The organism is Arthrobacter sp. 7Tela_A1 (assembly GCF_049311065.1).
Lineage (GTDB): Bacteria > Actinomycetota > Actinomycetes > Actinomycetales > Micrococcaceae > Arthrobacter_B.
In genome coordinates this window covers 56912-74250 of the sequence record NZ_JAXIOO010000007.1, presented here as the reverse complement: position 1 = coordinate 74250, position 17339 = coordinate 56912, and the positions used below count along the sequence as shown (strand labels likewise).

Here is a 17339-nt window from a genome sequence, read left to right as displayed (position 1 = left end):
CAGGGTGAACGATTGGGTGTTCTTCGGACTCCTGTGGGGGCTGGGGCTGTTTTTGTTCCTCTGCGGCCTCATGGTGCATTTGAAGCGGTGGCTTCGGCTCCTGGCCCTCAACGATCTGTTTTCCGGCCAGCTTGCGCTTGCAATGACATGGCTGGGCGCGTGGATGATGACGATTCCGTTCGCGGCGTTCGTCCCTGACAGCACTGCGAAGGGCCTTCTGGGAATCTTGAGTTTTGCCTTGCTGGCCGCTGGCCTGGTTGGCACGTTCTGGTATCCAATGTTCCTCCGGCCCCGCTGGATGCGCCGTGACGCAGAACTGCAGGCCAGGGGCGAAGACCTTTTCGCCAAACGTTTCCTTCAAGGGCAGGGCCAGCGTCCGTCAGACGGACAGCAGCCGTGAACGGGGGACTCACATCCGAAGTAGCCGCCGGGCTCCTGGTATCCCGGCCTCCTGACTGGGAACAGCTGGACGCTCCGGCGGACAGCGTTGTGCTGGCCCATCCGCCCGTCCCGGAAGGACACTTCCGTCCCAACCTTGTCCTGAGGAGAAGCGAATCAGACTCTGTTTCGCTGCCCCGGCTCTCCACGGCTGCGCTCGCGGGCACACTGGTCCTTCCAGGAACCCACATCATCTCCAGTGAGCTGTGGCATCAGCAGCTTGACCCCCAGGGTCCCATGGTTGAAGGCCGCCAGCAGCGCTTCGTGAGGGTGGCAGAGGGACAGGTTGTGTGTGTGGACCGCTGGCTTTTCAGCGATACCGGCGGTTCGCTGGAAGCCACAGCAAGCTATGCGCTCGAACAGCACACCGGAATGCGCCCGCTGTTCGAAGACATGGTCTTCCAGATGCGCCGCGCAGCCCCGGCGGCAGCAGGAATCCCTGCCGGTCCGGCCGGTGCCGAGCCGAGGCTCGACCAGGCAGCTTCCCGGCTGCTGCAGACACCGGCTGAGGATCTGGCGCCGCTGCGGGCCGAACAGCTCCACCGGGTGAGCGGACAGATCAGCGGCCCGGAAAGCCTCAGCCTGCTGCTGTCAATGGCAAACCGGGATGCGCTGGGAAGGTTCGACGCAGCCGGCGCCAGGGAACCCGTGGCCGAATTGCAGGCACAGGGGATCCTGGACGGCCGCCGGCTGACCCCGGCGGGACGGGAACTGGTGCAGCCGCTGCGCGGGCTGCAGGCACAGTTCACGGCCAGCGCCGTCGGCCCCGACGGCTCCACCGGGATGGATGCCTGGTTGGGAGGCGGCTCGGCACTGGTCGCCGCCGGCCCCGCTGCTTCTGCACTGAAGTCCACGGCCATTCCGCAGGGGAGCTGCGAGCTGCTGAATATCGACGCTGCAGCGCTGCCCGTCTTTCTTGCAAAATGGCTTCCCCTGGTTCCGTCCTGGACCGTGGGTCAGTACCCGCTGCGACTGTCCGGTGAACTGTTCGAGCGCCGGCTCAATGCCGGCTCCGCCGTCGAGGCTCCCGAGGGACTGGGCGAAGCCGAAGCACGGATGTGGGCCCAGCCCTGGGTGGGCTGGAACATTGAGCACGTGCACAGCGGCAGGAAGCTGGGCTGGGTCACGGCAGGGGACGCCGGCCCATTCCTCGCAACCGCAGATCCGCGGAGCGGCGGCGTGGCCCTTGAACCTGAGCCGGTGTCGGCGGTTTGGGACACCCTGGTCAATTTCATCCTTGCCGCAGCCCAGGGAGCATTCGACCCGCGGTAAGCGGCGGCCCCGGTGAACGGCGGACCCGCCGAGGGTGCGGAGGCCAAGGCACGGATACCGGGTATCTTGGGGCAATGACTGAGATGGCTGTTGATTCCCTCGATGTTCTGCGCCGGCGTACCAGTGCCAAATGGCGCACCTACCCCGGTGACGTGCTGCCGATGTTCGTAGCGGAAATGGACTTCCCGCTGGCCCCGCCCGTAGCCCGCGCGATGATCAAACGGATCGAAGCGTCCGACGTTGGCTACGTAGCCGGACCCGGTCCGGTGGGGCCGGCGTTCGCCGGCTTCGCGGAGCGCCGCTGGAACTGGGAAGTGGACCCGGAGGACGTACGGACCACCACCGACGTCAGCGTGGCCATCGTGGAAACCCTCCGGCAGGTCATAACCGCGGGGGATGAGGTGGTCATAACCCCGCCGGTTTATCCGCCGTTCTTCGATCTTCCCGTGGAGGCGGGCGGCAAGGTCCGCGAGGTGCCGCTGCTCCAGGACGACGCCGGGTGGTTCTTGGACCTGAACGGGCTTGAGGCGGCGTTCGCCGCTGGTGCCCGGGCGCTGCTGCTGTGCAACCCGCACAACCCGCTGGGCCTGGTGCACCCGAAGGAAACGCTCGGCGCCGTCGCCCGTCTGGCAGCCAGGTACGGCGTTACGGTGGTCAGCGACGAAATCCATGCGCCGCTGGTCTATTCCCCGGAGACCTTCACCCCCTTCCTGTCCGTCTCCGACGATGCCCGCGCCCACGGTGTGTGCGTCACGGCGGCCAGTAAGGGGTGGAACATCGCCGGGTCAAAGTGCGCCCTGATGATTGCTTCGGCCCCCGAGACCCGGCTGCTGCTGGATGAAATGCCGGAGGAAGTAGGCTTCCGGACCTCAATCCTTGGCCTGCACGGCACGGCCGCCGCGTATGCCGAGGGCGAGGAGTGGCTCGACGGCGTGCTGGCCGTCCTGGCAGCCAACCGGGAACTGCTCGGAGAACTGCTGTCCGCGGAGCTGCCCGGAGTGGGGTACCGCTTCCCCGATGCCAGCTATCTGGCTTGGCTTGACCTGCGCGCGCTGGGCTGGGGAGACGACCCAGCGGCAACCGCCCTCGAAAAGGCACGTGTGGCACTTGAACCAGGCCTCAAGTTCGGGACGGACGGGGCAGGCTGTGCCCGATTGAATTTTGGCTGTGCGCCCGAGGTACTCGAGGAGGCTATCCACAGGCTGAGCGCAGCCAAATCCTAGCGGCCCGGTAGCACGTACACTCGCCCGAAAGGAGAACAGCGCGGTCGCCGGATGAGGGCGAGCGTATAGACATACGCGCTGTGACTAGCTGCAAGGGGGAGGTGATGCGCATGCCACTGTACGGCTACGACGTCAATCCGGAAGGGTGCGCAAACGTCCTTGCCCAAATAGAGGAGGCGGAGGGTCGATCCGAGGCCCTCATGGCCCTCCGCGAAGGTACGGAGGAAGCTGAACTGGCCTGCATCGGTGGATCCGGGATCGTCGGCCAAGCGCTCGCAGAGCTGTGGCAGGGCACAATGAGCCGGCAGATACAGGCAGCGGAAACCCGAATTCTCAACGCAGTCGAAGGCGTCCGGGAGGCAGTGTCCATCATTGCGTCAGCAGACCGGGAGATGGCTGATTCAGCGAGGAACCGTCTCGCTGAAGTGCAGGCCGGGATCCTGGCGGAACCTGAATTGGACGGGCGCCTCTGATGTCCATCGACACATCCATACTCTTCGGCTGGTGTTCGCCCGATGCAGTCGGGAATGCCGCACCTGTTGTGAAAAAGGCCGGGGAGGCATACCTCCAAAGTGTCGAGCAGGCTCAAAACACCTGGCAGCAACTCCGGTCGCACTACTCCGGAGACGGTGCCGCCGAGATTCTGGCCGCATTGGAGAACGTTATGCCTAATGCCCGGATGCTGGAGGACTCAGCCGGCGCAGTGTGCAGTGCTTTGACAGAATTTGCCAACAGCATTCGCGCCCTGGAATCCAGACGGAGCTCACTCATCGCGCGGGTCAAAGCGGCGGAGATTCGCGCTGCCGTCGACCTGGTGGCGAAGTGCACTGCTGACCAGGCTTACACTCCGCCTCCGGCAGCCACGGCGGATCTTCTCCTGCCTGCCGAGATATCGGCACTGGCCGCCCAATACCGTGCCCTGGAAGAGGAAACCGATGCAAAACTGCGGTCCGCTTTTCGAGGTGACGGTTGGTTCCTGGACGCCGCCACGAGTATCCCCGCGGCGGTTCTCTACGGAACAGCAGCGACAACGATAAGCGCCACCACTGCTCGCCAAACTGTTACCAAAGTACCGACACCCGTCCCGGTGTACCGCCGATACCTAACGGTGGAGGAGCGTATACGGCATATGGCCAGGGGACGGTGGATCACTGACGGGGAATGGAAACTCACTACCGTCTTCGGTTTCGATCTTCGGCCTGATGTATTCAGGGGCCTCTATAACCACTCTGGCTGGTACCGCAACCGGGTAAATGCGAATCCATCGAACTGGGTCCCGCCGGACAGGTTTAAAGACCTTGGCACGGCAGCGAAAGGGATCAAGATCGGTGGCGGTGTATTCACAGTTGTTACAGCGGGATTCACGATTGCCGGTGAGCGGGAGGACGCCTACAACGAACTGCTGCACGCGAACCCGGGATGGAGCCGGGATGAACTCAACGGACGGGCAAACCTCGAGGGCGGGGTAAAGGGTGGCACCAAGGCGGGTATTGACATCGGTGCAGCTGGCGCCGGTGCTCTCATCGGTACCGCAATCGGGGGTCCGGTTGGCACCGTAGTTGGGGCCTTCATCGGTATCGGCATTTCAGCGGTTACCTCAATAGAATTTGATTCCTTGGGCGGCCGCACGTTGAAAGACGTAGCAGCTGACGGTGTCATGGATGCCGTAGACAGTTTCGCGAAGGGGTGGGACAAACTCTTTGGCGGTTGACCACTTACTGGAATGGAATACGAATGCGGAGTATGAGAAAGCTTGAGTGCATAACGAAGCCCCCTGGCATCGGCAATAAAAAGCAAGGCGAGGCGCAGCATGGAATCTGAAACTAACTATTGGGTGTTCTTTGCGTTCATGTTGCCCTTTGGGCTCATTCTGTTTACTGGAGGCCTCCTCCTTTACACAAAAAAGTTTGTGGGTCTCCTGATCCTGGACAGGTTTATGCCTGGCAAGCCGTCAGTGGCATGCACATATCTTGGGGCATGGCTCCTCTTCATGGCCCCGCAGCACTTCGTGAATCAAACCGGGATTGACGCCCTGATCATGCCTTATAGCGCTCTTCTTCTCGGGTGCCTCGCCATCGGCCTTTTGGGATGTTTCTGGATGCCGAAGTTCCTTCAGCCGCGGTGGATGAAAGAGGGAGACAAACTGGAGGCCCGCGGGGAAGACCGGTTTGTGAAGGACTTTTACAATTCGAACGGGGAAAAGAAGCAATGACTAATGCTGCCGGCTTCAGCTACGAACGCGCACCCGGTATCCAGTTCCCCCGCCCGGATGGCTGGGCGATCGTCGAGAGCTCCGGGGAAGATGCCCGCCGTCGCGCATCCGCCCGTATCCCCCGGGATCTTTCGGCCCAACATGGTCCTGCGCTGGGCACCTGCGAACGGGATATCGCCGGGCCATATGCAACCGCGACACTGGCTTCGACCATGCAGACAGCGCAGTGGGGATGAGCAGCGATGCCCAATATGGAATCTGGAACCAACCAGTGGGCGCTCTCCGCGATCCTGTTTCTTCTGGGGATCGTCCCGTTCGTGGGCGGCGTATTGCTTTATACAAAGAAGTTTGTCGGCCTGCTGATCCTGGATAGTTTCATGCCGGGGAAACCGTCACTGGCCACCACCTTTTTAGGGGCCTGGCTCCTCCTCATGGCCCCGCAGCATTTCGTGAACGAAACCGGCATCGATGCACTGATCATGCCCTACAGTGCTCTTCTTCTCGGATGCCTCGGCCTCGGGCTCATGGGCTGGTTCTGGATGCCCAAGTTCCTCCAGCCCAAGTGGATGAAAGAGGGAGACAAACTCGAGGCCCGCGGAGAAGACCGGTTTGTAAAGGACTTTTACGACTCGAACGGGAGGCTGAAAAAGTGACCAAGGCGGCCGGCTTCAGCTACGAAGGGCTGCACGGTTTCCGGGTTCCCTGCCCGGATGGATGGGAACTGGAACAGCGAACAGCAGACACGATCGTCGTCGCACATCCGCCGGTCCCCTCCGGGATCTTTCGGCCCAACATGGTACTGCGCTGGGCACCTGCAAACGGGATCTCGCTGGTCCGGTACGCAACCGCGGCACTGGCTTCGACCATGCAGACGGCACAGCAGGTCCGCATCATTGCCCACGAGATGTGGACAATGAACGCCCCCGACGGCCCGGTAACCGGCCGCAGGCAGCGCTTCGTTCATCAGGTGGAGCAGCATCCGGTCTGCGTGGACCGCTGGCTGTGGATCGCAGGTAACCGGGTAGTCGAGGCAACGGCAAGCTACAGCGTTGACCAGCTCGCTGGAATGAAGCTGCTGTTCGAGCAGATGGTTATGGATCTTCGGATCGATCCCGGAGCCAACGCTGCGGAAGATCAGGAACGCAGCCTGATGGACACCATCGCGCCCACGGAACCGCGCCTGGATGAAGCAGCAAGCCGGTTGGCGGGAGAGGACCGCGAGGATCTGGCCAGGCTGGCTGCAGCCCAGCCCTACCAGGAACCGGCACTCCTCCTGCCCATCCCCGCCCTGGAACTGATGGACAGCATGGCAAAGCGGAACCGGCTGGGAATGTTCCAGCGCAAAGGCCCGGAGTTCGCCGCGCTTCGGGACGCAGGTTTCCTCGCCGCAGGTGGCTCCCTGACACCGGCAGGCACTGCGTTCGTTGCACCGCTGCGCAGCCCGGACGCAGCCTTCAGCGTCACAGCGGGCGACGCGCACGGCGGCGCCGTTCTCCAGGTATGGATAGGCGGCGGCATCGGCAGGCTGACAGCGGGACCTTCACGCTTCTCCACTCCATCCGCCCGGGTACCGGGTCCGGATGACCTGTCCGTTCAGCTGCTCCAGGCAAATGCCGTCCCTAAGGCCATAGCGGACTGGCTGGGCTTCTCACCGGCATGGAGCGTTCCGCACGAGCCCGTGGTCCTGACGAAGGACCAGTACGTGGCCAGAACGAAATCCGCGCAGGCAAGCGCTCCGGATGGCCTGGGTGAGGCTGCCCGGCGCATGTGGGAACAACCCTGGACTGACTGGGAGATCCTCGATGAGGAGACGGGTGGCTGGTTCGGTTTCGTGAACGCGGGATCTGCCGGCCAGTACCGTCTGGGACCGGCTGAAGGGAACGACTCGGTGATGCTGGAGCCGGTCTCTTCAGCCGTTGTCTGGGACACACTCGTGCGGTTCATCCATGCGACGGTTGAAGGGACTCTGCTCTGGATCCCGGAACTGCCTGGCTTCGACCATCGGCCGGCAGACGGCAAGGCTCCGGACGGAAAAGTCTGGGCCGCGTACCCCTAGGCCGGGCTAGGCGAAGTACACGCCGATCCGGTTGCCCTCGATCTCCTCGATCCGGATATCGATCTCGTAGATGTCCTTCAGGACCTCAGGCTGCATGATCGCTGACGGCGGCCCCTGATGGAGCAGCTTGCCTTCCGCCATGGCAATGATGTCGTCCGAGTAGCAGGACGCGAAGTTGATGTCGTGGATGACCAGGACGACGGTCTTGCCCAGCTCATCGGTGAGCCGGCGGAGCAGCCGCATCATCTCCACGGAGTGCTTCATATCAAGGTTGTTGAGCGGCTCATCCAGCAGCAGGTAATCAGTGTCCTGTGCCAGCACCATGGCGATGAACGCACGCTGGCGCTGGCCGCCGGAAAGCTCGTCAACGAAGCGGTCGGACAGCTCGGTGAGATCGAGGAACGCCATGGCCTGCTCGATCTTGTCCCGGCACACCGCCGTCGGACGCCCGCCGTTGTGCGGGTAGCGGCCGAAGCCGACCAGGTCGCGGACGGTGAGCCGGACGGTCAGGTGGTTGTCCTGCCGAAGGATCGCCATCTTGCGGGCCAGAGACTTGCCCGGCGCGGCAGAGACGTCCAGCCCGTCCACCGTGACCGAACCGGCGTCGGCCTTCAGCAGGCGGCTGATGATGGAGAGCAGCGTAGACTTGCCGGCTCCGTTGGGGCCGATGATTGAGGTGACGCCGCCTTCCTTGATGTGGCAGCTCACCCCGTCCACTACTGCAGTGGAACCGTAGGTCTTGGTGACGCCGGTTACCTGGATCATTTGAGGGAGCCTTTCAGGAGCAGAATCAGGAAGACGATTCCGCCAACGAATTCAATGACGATGCTCAGCGCGGTGTCGAAGGCAAAGATGCGTTCGAGGACCAGCTGGCCGCCCACCAGGGCAATAATGCCCAGCAGGACGGCGATGGGAACCACGGCTTTGTGGGAGAAGTGGGAGCACAACTGGTAGGCGAGTGATGCCACCAGCAGCCCGAAGAAGGTAACCGGGCCAACCAGTGCGGTGGAGACGGCAACCAGGACCGAGCAGATCACCAGGACGCCGGTTACCGACCGCTTGTGGTTCACGCCCAGGTTGATGGAGGTATCCCGGCCCAGGGACATCACATCGAGGGAGTGCCGCATCCGCCAGGCCGGAACGCTGACGATGGCCACGGCAATCAGCGAATAGCCGAGCAGTGCGCCGTCGACATTGTTAAAGGACGCGAAGAACAGGTCCTGCAGGATGATGAACTCGCTCGGCTCGATCAGCCGCTGCAGCAGCGAGGACATGCCACGGAACATGGTGCCGAGCACGATTCCCACCAGCAGCATCAGATGCAGGGACTTGCCCCCGCCGGTAAAGAGCCAGCGGTAGAGCAGGAAGGAGAAGCCCACCATCAGGGCGACTTCCATTCCGTAGCGCAGCGGCTCGGACATGGAGAGCACCAGTCCGCCGCCGAAGGTGAAGACCAGGACGGTCTGGATCAGCACGTACAGGGCATCGAAGCCCATGATCGACGGAGTGAGGATCCGGTTGGCGGTCACGGTCTGGAACAGCACAGTGGAAACCCCGACGGCGTAGGCAACCAGGATCATGGAGCCCACCTTGATGGCGCGGCGCGGCAGGACATAGCCGATGTTTCCACGCAGCTCGATGGTCATGAAAATGGCAACGAGAGCTGCGGCCACAACAGAGAGGGCGATGATCCAGAACGTGGGGGAGAGGTTTCGCACCGGACGGCGGCGCTGCACTGTCATTGCCGAGGGCAGGACGCTGGTGGGGGAGCTAGGCACGGGCGGAGCGCTTTCGAAGGAGCAGGTAGAGGAACAGGACGCTGCCCACGGCAGCGACAATCACGCCCACCGGGATTTCATAGGGGTAGCGGATCGTTCGGCCGATGATGTCGCAGGCCAGCACAAAGCCGGCACCGAAGATCGCCACCCAGGGGATGGCGCGGCGGACGTTGTCGCCGACCAGGAGCGACACAAGGTTCGGGACGATGAGTCCCAGGAACGGCACGGAACCGACACTGACCACTACGACGGCGCTGATCAGGGACACGATGATCAGGCCAAGGGTCATGACGCGGTTGTAGTTCAGGCCGAGGTTGGTGGTGAACTCCTGGCCCATGCCGGCAACGGTGAACCGGTCTGCGGCCAGAAACCCGATCAAGGTCAGCGCGCCGACGATCCACAGCAGTTCATAGCGTCCGCGCAGCACCCCGGAGAAGTCTCCGGTCATCCACGAATTCAGGGTCTGCAGCAGGTCGAACCGGTAGGCGAAGAAAGTAGTGACGGCGGCAATCACACCGCCGAGCATGATGCCCACAAGGGGAACGATCAGGGTGTTGCGCAGCGGGATGCGGCGCAGGATGAGCAGGAACAGGGCTGTTCCGGCCACGGCGAAGAGTGTTGCAGTGGACATCTTCATGAACAGCGAGGCGCCGGGGATGAGGACGGTTACCACCAGGATGCCCAGGGACGCAGATTCGATGGTGCCGACGGTGGACGGCTCCACGAACTTGTTCCGAGCCATCAGCTGCATGATCAGACCGGCCACGCTGAGCGCCATGCCGGCGAGGATGATGCTCAGGGTCCGCGGCACCCGGCTGACCCAGAAGATATTCCAGGCGTGTTCGTCGCCGGCGAGCAGCGAGGACAGGGAGACATCGCTGACTCCCACGAACATGCTGACGACGGCGAGCACCAGGACGGCGGCGCCGCCAAGGACCAGCATGGCTGCCGGACCGGGGACCCGGCGTCGTGGTCCGGATACGGCAGCGGCTCCGGCGGCTGCCGGAGCGTCGGAGCTGATCTGTGTTGTCATGAAGGTTCCGTCTCCCTCACTGGCCGGGGCCGCCCGAAGGCGGTCCCGGCCAGTGAGGATCTAGCAGGTAAGGGGACGGTTAGGAGATGCCGTCCTGGACAGCGCTGACCATGGCATCAACGTTGTTCAGGCCGTAGCCCACCAGGTACCAGCTCGAGGAGTCGAGCATGGTGATGCGGTCGTTCTGGGCAGCCTTGGTGCCCATGACAAGCTCGTTGTCCAGCACAGCGGAGGCAACTTCGCCGGCGTTGCCGACTGCGACGTCGCGGTCGATGACGAACAGGTTGTCCGGGTTGATCTCGGCGACATATTCGAAGGAGACGGATTCGCCGTGCTGGGCCTCGGACTTGATGTCAGCAGCAGTGGCAACACCGAGGACGTCGTGGATCAGGCCGAAGCGCGAGCCCTCGCCGTAAGCGGTCATTTCGCCGCCGCTGGTCATGATGATCAGGCCGTTGCCGGCGTCGGCAGCGGTTGCCTTGGTTTCGTCGACCTTGGCATCGAGTGCGGCGAGCTTCTCCTCGACCTCGGCTTCCTTGCCGAAGATTTCGCCGATGATTTCGGTGTTGGAGACGAAGGAGTTCCACGGATCCGCAGCGTCGGTGCTGAGGTTGATCGTGGGGGCGATCTTGGAGAACTCTTCGTAGGAGTCTGCGGTGCGGCCGGACATGATGATCAGGTCCGGGGCCCCGGCGCTGATGGCTTCGAAGTCCGGTTCCTTCATGCTGCCGATCTTGGCGTAGTCATCGGAGCCGTACTTGGAGAGGGACTCGGGGAAGTTCGCGGCCGGTACGCCGTCGACTTCAATGCCCAGGGCATCGAGTGTGTCCAGCGCGCCAAGGTCGAAGGTGTAGACAGTCTCGGGGTTGACCGGAACGTCGGTGGTCCCCTGTGTGTGCTCGACGGTGACCGTGCCGGCTTCCGTGGCGGCAGGATCAGCAGCGGCTTCGGTCTCCTGGCCGCACGCGCTCACGGCAAGCAGGGACACGAGGGCGGTTCCGGCCAGCAGCCGGGACTTCAGGGTCGTCTTCACGAGTGGTGCTCCAGTATTTCTCTCGAAGGATGCGCCGCATGCCGGATGCCTCCGCCATTAGGACACAAAATTGTTGGCTAATTTTTGCGCGCCCTTGAAAGTTATCTTGTTAGGCAAGGCTAAGCAACTTGAGCTGCCGGGCGAGAAGACCGAATCCGTAACAGAGACACTCCGGCGCCACGGGGGGCCAAGGCGTCTGGTGGAACTTTGTTGGCACTCACCTTGACCGAGTGCTAACCGTTGCATAAAGTCTGACTTAGCACTCCCCACGTGAGGGTGCTAATTCCTGAGGGAAGCGTTCACCGGCACCCGCGACGACGGCAAGCGCCTACCGACGGTCCACAAACCCGTTAGTAACTAAGCAAAGGAGAGCCCGAGTGTCGGTCTCTATTAAGCCCCTTGAGGATCGCATCGTTGTTCGCCCGCTCGAAGCTGAGCAGACCACGGCTTCCGGCCTGGTTATCCCGGACACCGCTAAGGAAAAGCCCCAGGAGGGCGAAGTCGTAGCAGTCGGCCCCGGCCGCGTTGACGACAACGGCAACCGTGTGCCGATCGATGTCGCCGAGGGCGACGTCGTCATCTACTCGAAGTACGGCGGAACCGAGGTCAAGCAGGGCGGCCAGGAATACCTGGTGCTCTCCGCACGCGACGTGCTGGCCATCGTCGTCAAGTAAGTCTTTGAAGACCCCGGCCAGATTCGGCCGGGGTCTTCTTTTGTAGATGTAGTTGTTGTCGGAAAGGACACACACATGGCAAAGCAGTTGGAGTTCAACGACTCCGCCCGTCGTTCACTGGAAGCCGGTGTCGACAAGCTCGCCAACACCGTCAAGGTCACCCTCGGCCCGCGCGGCCGCAACGTGGTGCTCGCCAAGACCTGGGGCGCCCCCACCATCACCAACGACGGCGTCACCATCGCCCGCGAGGTCGAGCTCGACGATCCGTACGAGAACCTTGGCGCGCAGCTGGCCAAGGAAGTTGCCACCAAGACCAACGACGTCGCCGGTGACGGCACCACCACCGCAACGGTGCTGGCCCAGGCGCTGGTCAAGGAAGGCCTGCGCAACGTGGCAGCAGGCGCCGCACCCGGTGCCCTGAAGCACGGCATCGAAACCGCAGTCGAAGCCGTTGCGGCCCGCCTGCTGGAGAACGCCAAGGAAGTTGAAGGCAACCAGGTTGCCCACGTGGCAGCGATCTCCGCGCAGAACGAAGAAGTCGGCCAGCTCCTCGCCGAAGCCTTCGATAAGGTCGGCAAGGACGGCGTCATCACCATCGAGGAATCTTCCTCGACGTCCACCGAACTGGTCATCACCGAAGGCATGCAGTTCGACAAGGGCTACCTCTCGCCGTACTTCGTGACTGACCCGGAGCGCCAGGAAGCCGTCCTCGAAGACGCCCTCATCCTGATCAACTCCGGCAAGATCTCCTCGGTTGCAGAGTTCCTGCCGCTGCTGGAAAAGGCACTGCAGGCCTCCAAGCCGCTGTTCATCATTGCCGAAGACGTTGACGGCGAAGCGCTGTCCACCCTGGTGGTCAATAAGATCCGCGGCACCCTGAACGTCGTCGCAGTGAAGGCTCCGGGCTTCGGTGACCGCCGCAAGGCCATGATGCAGGACATCGCCACGCTCACCGGCGCCCAGGTTGTGTCCCCGGACCTCGGCCTGAAGCTGGACCAGGTTGGCCTGGAGGTGCTGGGCTCCGCCCGCCGCATCACCGTCACCAAGGACAACACCACGATCGTCGACGGCAGCGGTTCCGAAGCCGACGTCGCCGACCGCGTGGCACAGATCCGTGCCGAGATCGAGCGCACCGATTCCGACTGGGACCGTGAAAAGCTGCAGGAACGCCTGGCCAAGCTCTCCGGCGGCATCGGCGTGATCAAGGTTGGCGCAGCCACCGAGGTTGAGCTCAAGGAAAAGAAGCACCGTATCGAGGACGCTGTGTCCTCCACGCGTGCTGCCCTGGAAGAAGGCATCGTGGCCGGCGGCGGTTCCGCGCTGGTCCACGCTGCCCGTGCCCTGGATACCGATTCCGAGGTCGCGAAGCTCGACGGCGACGCCGCCACGGCCGTTGGCCTGGTTCGCCGGGCGCTGGCCCAGCCGCTGCGCTGGATCGCCGAGAACGCCGGTGCCGAAGGCATGGTCGTTGTCTCCAAGGTCAGCGAGCTCGAAGTCAACCACGGCTTCAACGCTGCAACCGGCGAATACGGCAACCTGATCGAAGCCGGCATTATCGACCCGGTCAAGGTCACGCGTTCGGCCCTGCGCAACGCAGCATCAATCGCCGCACTGGTCCTCACCACCGAGGCGCTGGTTGTGGAGAAGCCCTCCGAAGAAAATGATGACCACGGTCACCAGCACTAATTTGGGCTGATCAATTGGGCCCCTCCAGGCGCGGACTTCCGCCCCGGAGGGGCCCTTTTGCGTGTGCCGGCCCGGGCGCGCCGAGGCGGGTTATTCAAAGGGCGGGCGCAGGGACAGGTAAACTCTTGCGGTATTTGCCATCTGAAAGGACACCCGCAAGTGTCAGCAACCGAGCAGCACGCTGCCGCTTCGCGCTCCGAAAAACCGTCAGTTCCCCCCGCCTCCCTAACAGGTGAACGCCGCTACCGTCCCGAAGTCCAGGGTCTGCGCGCCCTGGCGGTGATACTGGTTGTCGTCTACCACGTGTGGCTTGGCAGGGTCTCCGGCGGCGTGGACGTCTTCCTCCTCATCTCCGCCTTCCTGCTCACCGGTTCCTTTGTCCGCAAAGCCGAAGCAGGCAAAGCCCTGGCCCTGGGCCGCTACTGGCTGCACCTGTTCAAGCGGCTGCTGCCGGCCGTCGTCGTCGTGCTCCTCGCCGTCCTCGCGGCCACTGCGTTCCTGCTGCCCGCCAGTTACCGGCAGGACCTCATCACCGAGTCCTGGTCCTCCCTTTTCTACGTGCAGAATTGGACCCTGGCGAACAACGCCGTCGATTACCTGGCCGCGGACCACAGCGGCGCCAGCCCGCTCCAGCACTTCTGGTCCCTCTCCATCCAGGGCCAGGTCTTCCTGCTGTGGCCGCTCCTTTTCGCTGCCGCGCTTCCGGTGGCCCGGCTTGCCCGGATCCGCTACCGGACCGTGCTGACCGGGATCTTCGGGATCATCTTCGCTGCCTCGCTCGCGTTCTCCATCTGGCAGACCGGCGCGAACCAGGCCTATGCCTATTTCGATACTCGGACCCGGCTCTGGGAATTCGCGCTGGGAACCCTCCTGGCACTGGCGCTGCCCTATCTGCGCCTTGGCCGCAGGATTCGCATCCTGATCGGCTGGACCGGCGTGGCAGCCATGCTCAGCTGCGGCATCATCCTGCAGGTGCAGCAGCAGTTCCCCGGATACCTGGCCCTGTGGCCCACCCTGGCAGCCGCCATGGTGATTGCTGCGGGCGACACCGGCAGCAGGCGGGGAGTGGACCGCTGGCTTGCGGCGAAGCCGCTGGTGACATTGGGAGACAACTCCTATGCCCTGTACCTCTGGCACTGGCCCGTCCTGGTCTTCTGGCTCATCGCCTCCGGCCAGGAAAACGCCGGAATCGTCGACGGCGCCGCAGTGATTGCCGTTTCGCTGCTCCTGGCAGTACTCACGACCAAACTGGTGGAAACCCCGCTGCGCGGCTGGTCCTGGCCGGAAGCCGCATCGTGGCGATCCGCACTGGTGCTCGCGGCCTCTTTCGCCCTGGTCGCAGCGCCGCTGGCCGGGTGGCAGGCCAAGGTCGCCTCTGATGCGCAGGCCGTCCGGCTGCAGAGCATTGCCGACAACCCCGGTGCCCTCTCACTTGACCCTGATTTCCAGACCGCTGCCTCGACGACCGCCCTGGTGAAACCCTCAGCCTCCGAGATGGACCAGGAATGGGCGAAGCTCGATCAAGCGTGCGACGAGGACTTCGCTCCGGCCGAAGGAAGCGTCCTGGAAAAGTCCTGCAAGCAGATCGGCAGCGCGGACGGTGCCCAAAAGAGAATCGTCGTGCTCGGCGATTCCCACGCCATGCAGTGGACGGCAGCACTGCGGCCCGTCGCACTGGCCAACGACTGGCACGTGGTCACCGTCCTGAAGATGGGCTGCCGCTACGGAGCGGAAGACCCGGAACGCTCCGAGGAATGCAATGCATTCAACGAGGCGGCAGGCGAATACACACTGGGCCTGATGCCGGACGCCGTGTTCACCGTCGCCTCCGTCACGGAGGAATCCAGTCCCGCCGAACATCTGGCCGGAGGCTACGACGACGGTGTGCGGGCCTTCGCTGAAGCCGGGATCGCCGTGCTGGCCATGCGGGACAATCCGCGCTTCGAATTCGACATGTTCAAGTGCCTGGAGGCAAATGACCTCTCCGTCGAGGCCTGCCACGTCCCGCGCAGCCAGCTGCTGGCAGAGGTTTCCCCCTTGGACGGACTCCAGGAACGGATTCCAGGCGTCCACGTCCTGGATATGAGCGACCAGTTCTGTTTCGAGGACTCCTGCCCGGGCATCATCGGCAACGTGATCGTCTACAAGGACCACGACCACCTCAACCGCACCTACATGGAGACCGTCTCTCCGGAACTGGCCCAGCGGATCCTCGACGCCACCGGGTGGGAAGGCGTCACGGTTCCAGCATCGATTTAGCTGCACCAGGTACCGTCCGGAATACGGAACCGGGTCCGTTTCGTTCTACGATTGGATAAACGCGGCCGCGATGCCCGGCCCCCACAACTCCCCGGTCCTGAAAGAGGCGCGCACTTGAGCCAGCAGTCCCCAGAACACGATCCGTTTGGCTTCGTCGGCCTGACCTATGATGACGTCCTCCTGCTGCCCGGTCCCACGGACGTCATCCCGTCCGAAGCGGACACCAGTTCCCGGCTCACCAAGCGCATCACGGTACAGACCCCGCTGCTCTCCGCAGCCATGGATACCGTGACCGAATCGCGCATGGCGATCGCCATGGCCCGCCACGGCGGGCTGGGCGTCATCCACCGCAACCTCTCCATCGCGGACCAGGCCGAGCACGTGGACCGGGTCAAGCGCAGCGAATCGGGCATGATCACCAATCCGGTCACCATTGACCCGGACGCCACGCTGCAGGAGCTGGACGACCTCTGCGCGCATTTCCGGGTGTCGGGCCTTCCCGTCGTGGACCCGGACAACAAGCTCCTGGGCATCGTGACCAACCGTGATACCCGTTTCATCCCGAAGTCCGAGTATCCCTCCCGCAAGGTCGGGGAAGTCATGACCCGGATGCCGCTGATCACCGGCCGGGTGGGCATCACCCCGGAGGAGACGGTTGAGCTCCTGGGCAAGAACCGGATCGAGAAGCTGCCGCTGGTGGACGACGCCGGACGACTCCAGGGCCTGATCACGGTCAAGGACTTCGACAAGGCCGAACAGTATCCGCTCGCAACCAAGGACGACGAGGGCAGGCTCCGCGTCGGTGCCGCCGTCGGCTTCTTCGGCGACGGGTACGAGCGCGCCATGGCGCTGGTGGAGGCCGGCGTCGACGTCCTCGTGGTGGACACCGCCAACGGCCACAGCGCCGGTGTGCTGGAAATGATTGCCCGCCTGAAGAAGGATCCCGCAGCAGCGCATGTGGATGTCATCGGCGGCCAGGCAGCGACCCGCGAAGGTGCCCAGGCCCTGATTGATGCCGGCGCTGACGCCATCAAGGTCGGCGTGGGACCGGGATCCATCTGCACCACCCGCGTGGTCGCCGGCGTCGGCGTTCCGCAGATTACGGCCATTTATGAAGCAGCCAAGGCTGCCATCCCCGCGGGCGTTCCCGTCATTGCCGACGGCGGCCTGCAGCACTCGGGCGACATCGGCAAGGCCATTGTTGCCGGCGCGGACACCGTGATGCTCGGCGGCCTGCTCGCCGGATCGGCCGAAAGCCCGGGCGACCTGGTCTTCGTCAACGGCAAGCAGTTCAAGACCTACCGCGGCATGGGCTCCCTGGGCGCCATGCAGACCCGCGGCAAGAACACCTCCTACTCCAAGGACCGCTACTTCCAGGCGGACGTCCCCACCGATGAGAAGCTCATCCCCGAGGGCATCGAAGGACAGGTGCCCTACCGCGGGCCCCTCTCCGCCGTTGCGCACCAGCTGGTGGGCGGCCTGCGCCAGACCATGTTCTACACCGGCGCGCACACCATTTCCGAGCTCAAGGCCAAGGGGCGCTTTGTCCGCATCACGCCTGCGGGCCTGAAGGAATCCCACCCGCACGACATCATGATGACCGTCGAAGCGCCGAACTACGGCCGCCGCTAGGCCGCAGATCCTCGAAGCAGGCACCGTTTCCTCCCGGAGCGGT

Annotated in this window: 17 protein-coding genes; 13 read left to right on the top strand and 4 right to left on the bottom strand. The window is 63.7% G+C overall.

The features are described from left to right. The first annotated feature begins 4 nt into the window (after positions 1-4). From TVB01_RS04820 to TVB01_RS04780, 9 genes are all read left to right on the top strand, one after another. Entirely contained in the window at positions 5-400 is a 396-nt protein-coding gene (locus tag TVB01_RS04820) for a hypothetical protein (protein ID WP_422454561.1), read from the top strand. After that, the gene (locus TVB01_RS04815) at positions 397-1710 is read left to right on the top strand and encodes a hypothetical protein (RefSeq protein ID WP_422454560.1); all 1314 of its coding nucleotides are present in this window, start codon (positions 397-399) and stop codon (positions 1708-1710) included. The genes TVB01_RS04820 and TVB01_RS04815 overlap by 4 nt, the downstream gene beginning before the upstream one ends. Before the next feature lie 74 nt (positions 1711-1784). Next, a complete protein-coding gene (locus TVB01_RS04810; protein ID WP_422454558.1) occupies positions 1785-2933 on the top strand; it encodes a MalY/PatB family protein in 1149 nt (382 codons plus the stop codon). A gap of 104 nt (positions 2934-3037) precedes the next feature. Continuing rightward, positions 3038-3406: a DUF6507 family protein gene (locus TVB01_RS04805; protein ID WP_422454557.1), complete on the top strand. Its 369-nt coding sequence runs from the start codon at positions 3038-3040 to the stop codon at positions 3404-3406. Next, a complete protein-coding gene (locus TVB01_RS04800; protein WP_422454555.1) occupies positions 3406-4644 on the top strand; it encodes a hypothetical protein in 1239 nt (412 codons plus the stop codon). Before TVB01_RS04805 ends, TVB01_RS04800 begins: the two co-directional genes overlap by 1 nt. Positions 4645-4743: 99 nt before the next feature. Then, positions 4744-5145: a hypothetical protein gene (locus TVB01_RS04795; protein WP_422454554.1), complete on the top strand. Its 402-nt coding sequence runs from the start codon at positions 4744-4746 to the stop codon at positions 5143-5145. Next, positions 5142-5381, top strand: a complete 240-nt coding sequence (locus TVB01_RS04790; RefSeq protein WP_422454553.1) for a hypothetical protein — start codon at positions 5142-5144, stop codon at positions 5379-5381. Before TVB01_RS04795 ends, TVB01_RS04790 begins: the two co-directional genes overlap by 4 nt. Before the next feature lie 6 nt (positions 5382-5387). Further along, entirely contained in the window at positions 5388-5798 is a 411-nt protein-coding gene (locus tag TVB01_RS04785; protein WP_422454551.1) for a hypothetical protein, read from the top strand. After that, positions 5795-7201, top strand: coding sequence for a hypothetical protein (locus TVB01_RS04780; RefSeq protein WP_422454550.1), 1407 nt, complete (start codon positions 5795-5797; stop codon positions 7199-7201). The genes TVB01_RS04785 and TVB01_RS04780 overlap by 4 nt, the downstream gene beginning before the upstream one ends. Before the next feature lie 6 nt (positions 7202-7207). Here TVB01_RS04780 and TVB01_RS04775 read toward each other — a convergent pair whose 3' ends face one another. The 4 genes from TVB01_RS04775 to TVB01_RS04760 all read right to left on the bottom strand — a co-directional run bounded on the left by TVB01_RS04775 (position 7208) and on the right by TVB01_RS04760 (position 11045). Continuing rightward, entirely contained in the window at positions 7208-7966 is a 759-nt protein-coding gene (locus TVB01_RS04775) for an ABC transporter ATP-binding protein (RefSeq protein ID WP_422454549.1), read from the bottom strand. Then, positions 7963-8979: an iron chelate uptake ABC transporter family permease subunit gene (locus tag TVB01_RS04770; protein WP_422454548.1), complete on the bottom strand. Its 1017-nt coding sequence runs from the start codon at positions 8977-8979 to the stop codon at positions 7963-7965. The genes TVB01_RS04775 and TVB01_RS04770 overlap by 4 nt, the downstream gene beginning before the upstream one ends. Continuing rightward, positions 8972-10012, bottom strand: a complete 1041-nt coding sequence (locus TVB01_RS04765; protein ID WP_422454546.1) for an ABC transporter permease — start codon at positions 10010-10012, stop codon at positions 8972-8974. Before TVB01_RS04765 ends, TVB01_RS04770 begins: the two co-directional genes overlap by 8 nt. Before the next feature lie 79 nt (positions 10013-10091). After that, positions 10092-11045, bottom strand: a complete 954-nt coding sequence (locus TVB01_RS04760) for a siderophore ABC transporter substrate-binding protein (RefSeq protein WP_422454544.1) — start codon at positions 11043-11045, stop codon at positions 10092-10094. Between the two features lie 377 nt (positions 11046-11422). Here TVB01_RS04760 and groES point away from each other — a divergent pair, with 377 nt between their 5' ends. The 4 genes from groES to guaB all read left to right on the top strand — a co-directional run bounded on the left by groES (position 11423) and on the right by guaB (position 17296). After that, complete coding sequence (gene groES / locus TVB01_RS04755) at positions 11423-11719, top strand: co-chaperone GroES (RefSeq protein ID WP_055239413.1); 297 nt, start codon at positions 11423-11425, stop codon at positions 11717-11719. A 75-nt stretch (positions 11720-11794) separates the two neighbouring features. Next, positions 11795-13405, top strand: a complete 1611-nt coding sequence (gene groL, locus TVB01_RS04750) for a chaperonin GroEL (protein WP_422454542.1) — start codon at positions 11795-11797, stop codon at positions 13403-13405. 159 nt (positions 13406-13564) lie between these two features. Next, positions 13565-15664: an acyltransferase family protein gene (locus TVB01_RS04745; protein ID WP_422454540.1), complete on the top strand. Its 2100-nt coding sequence runs from the start codon at positions 13565-13567 to the stop codon at positions 15662-15664. Between the two features lie 114 nt (positions 15665-15778). After that, complete coding sequence (gene guaB, locus TVB01_RS04740; protein ID WP_422454538.1) at positions 15779-17296, top strand: IMP dehydrogenase; 1518 nt, start codon at positions 15779-15781, stop codon at positions 17294-17296. Positions 17297-17339: the final 43 nt, after the last annotated feature.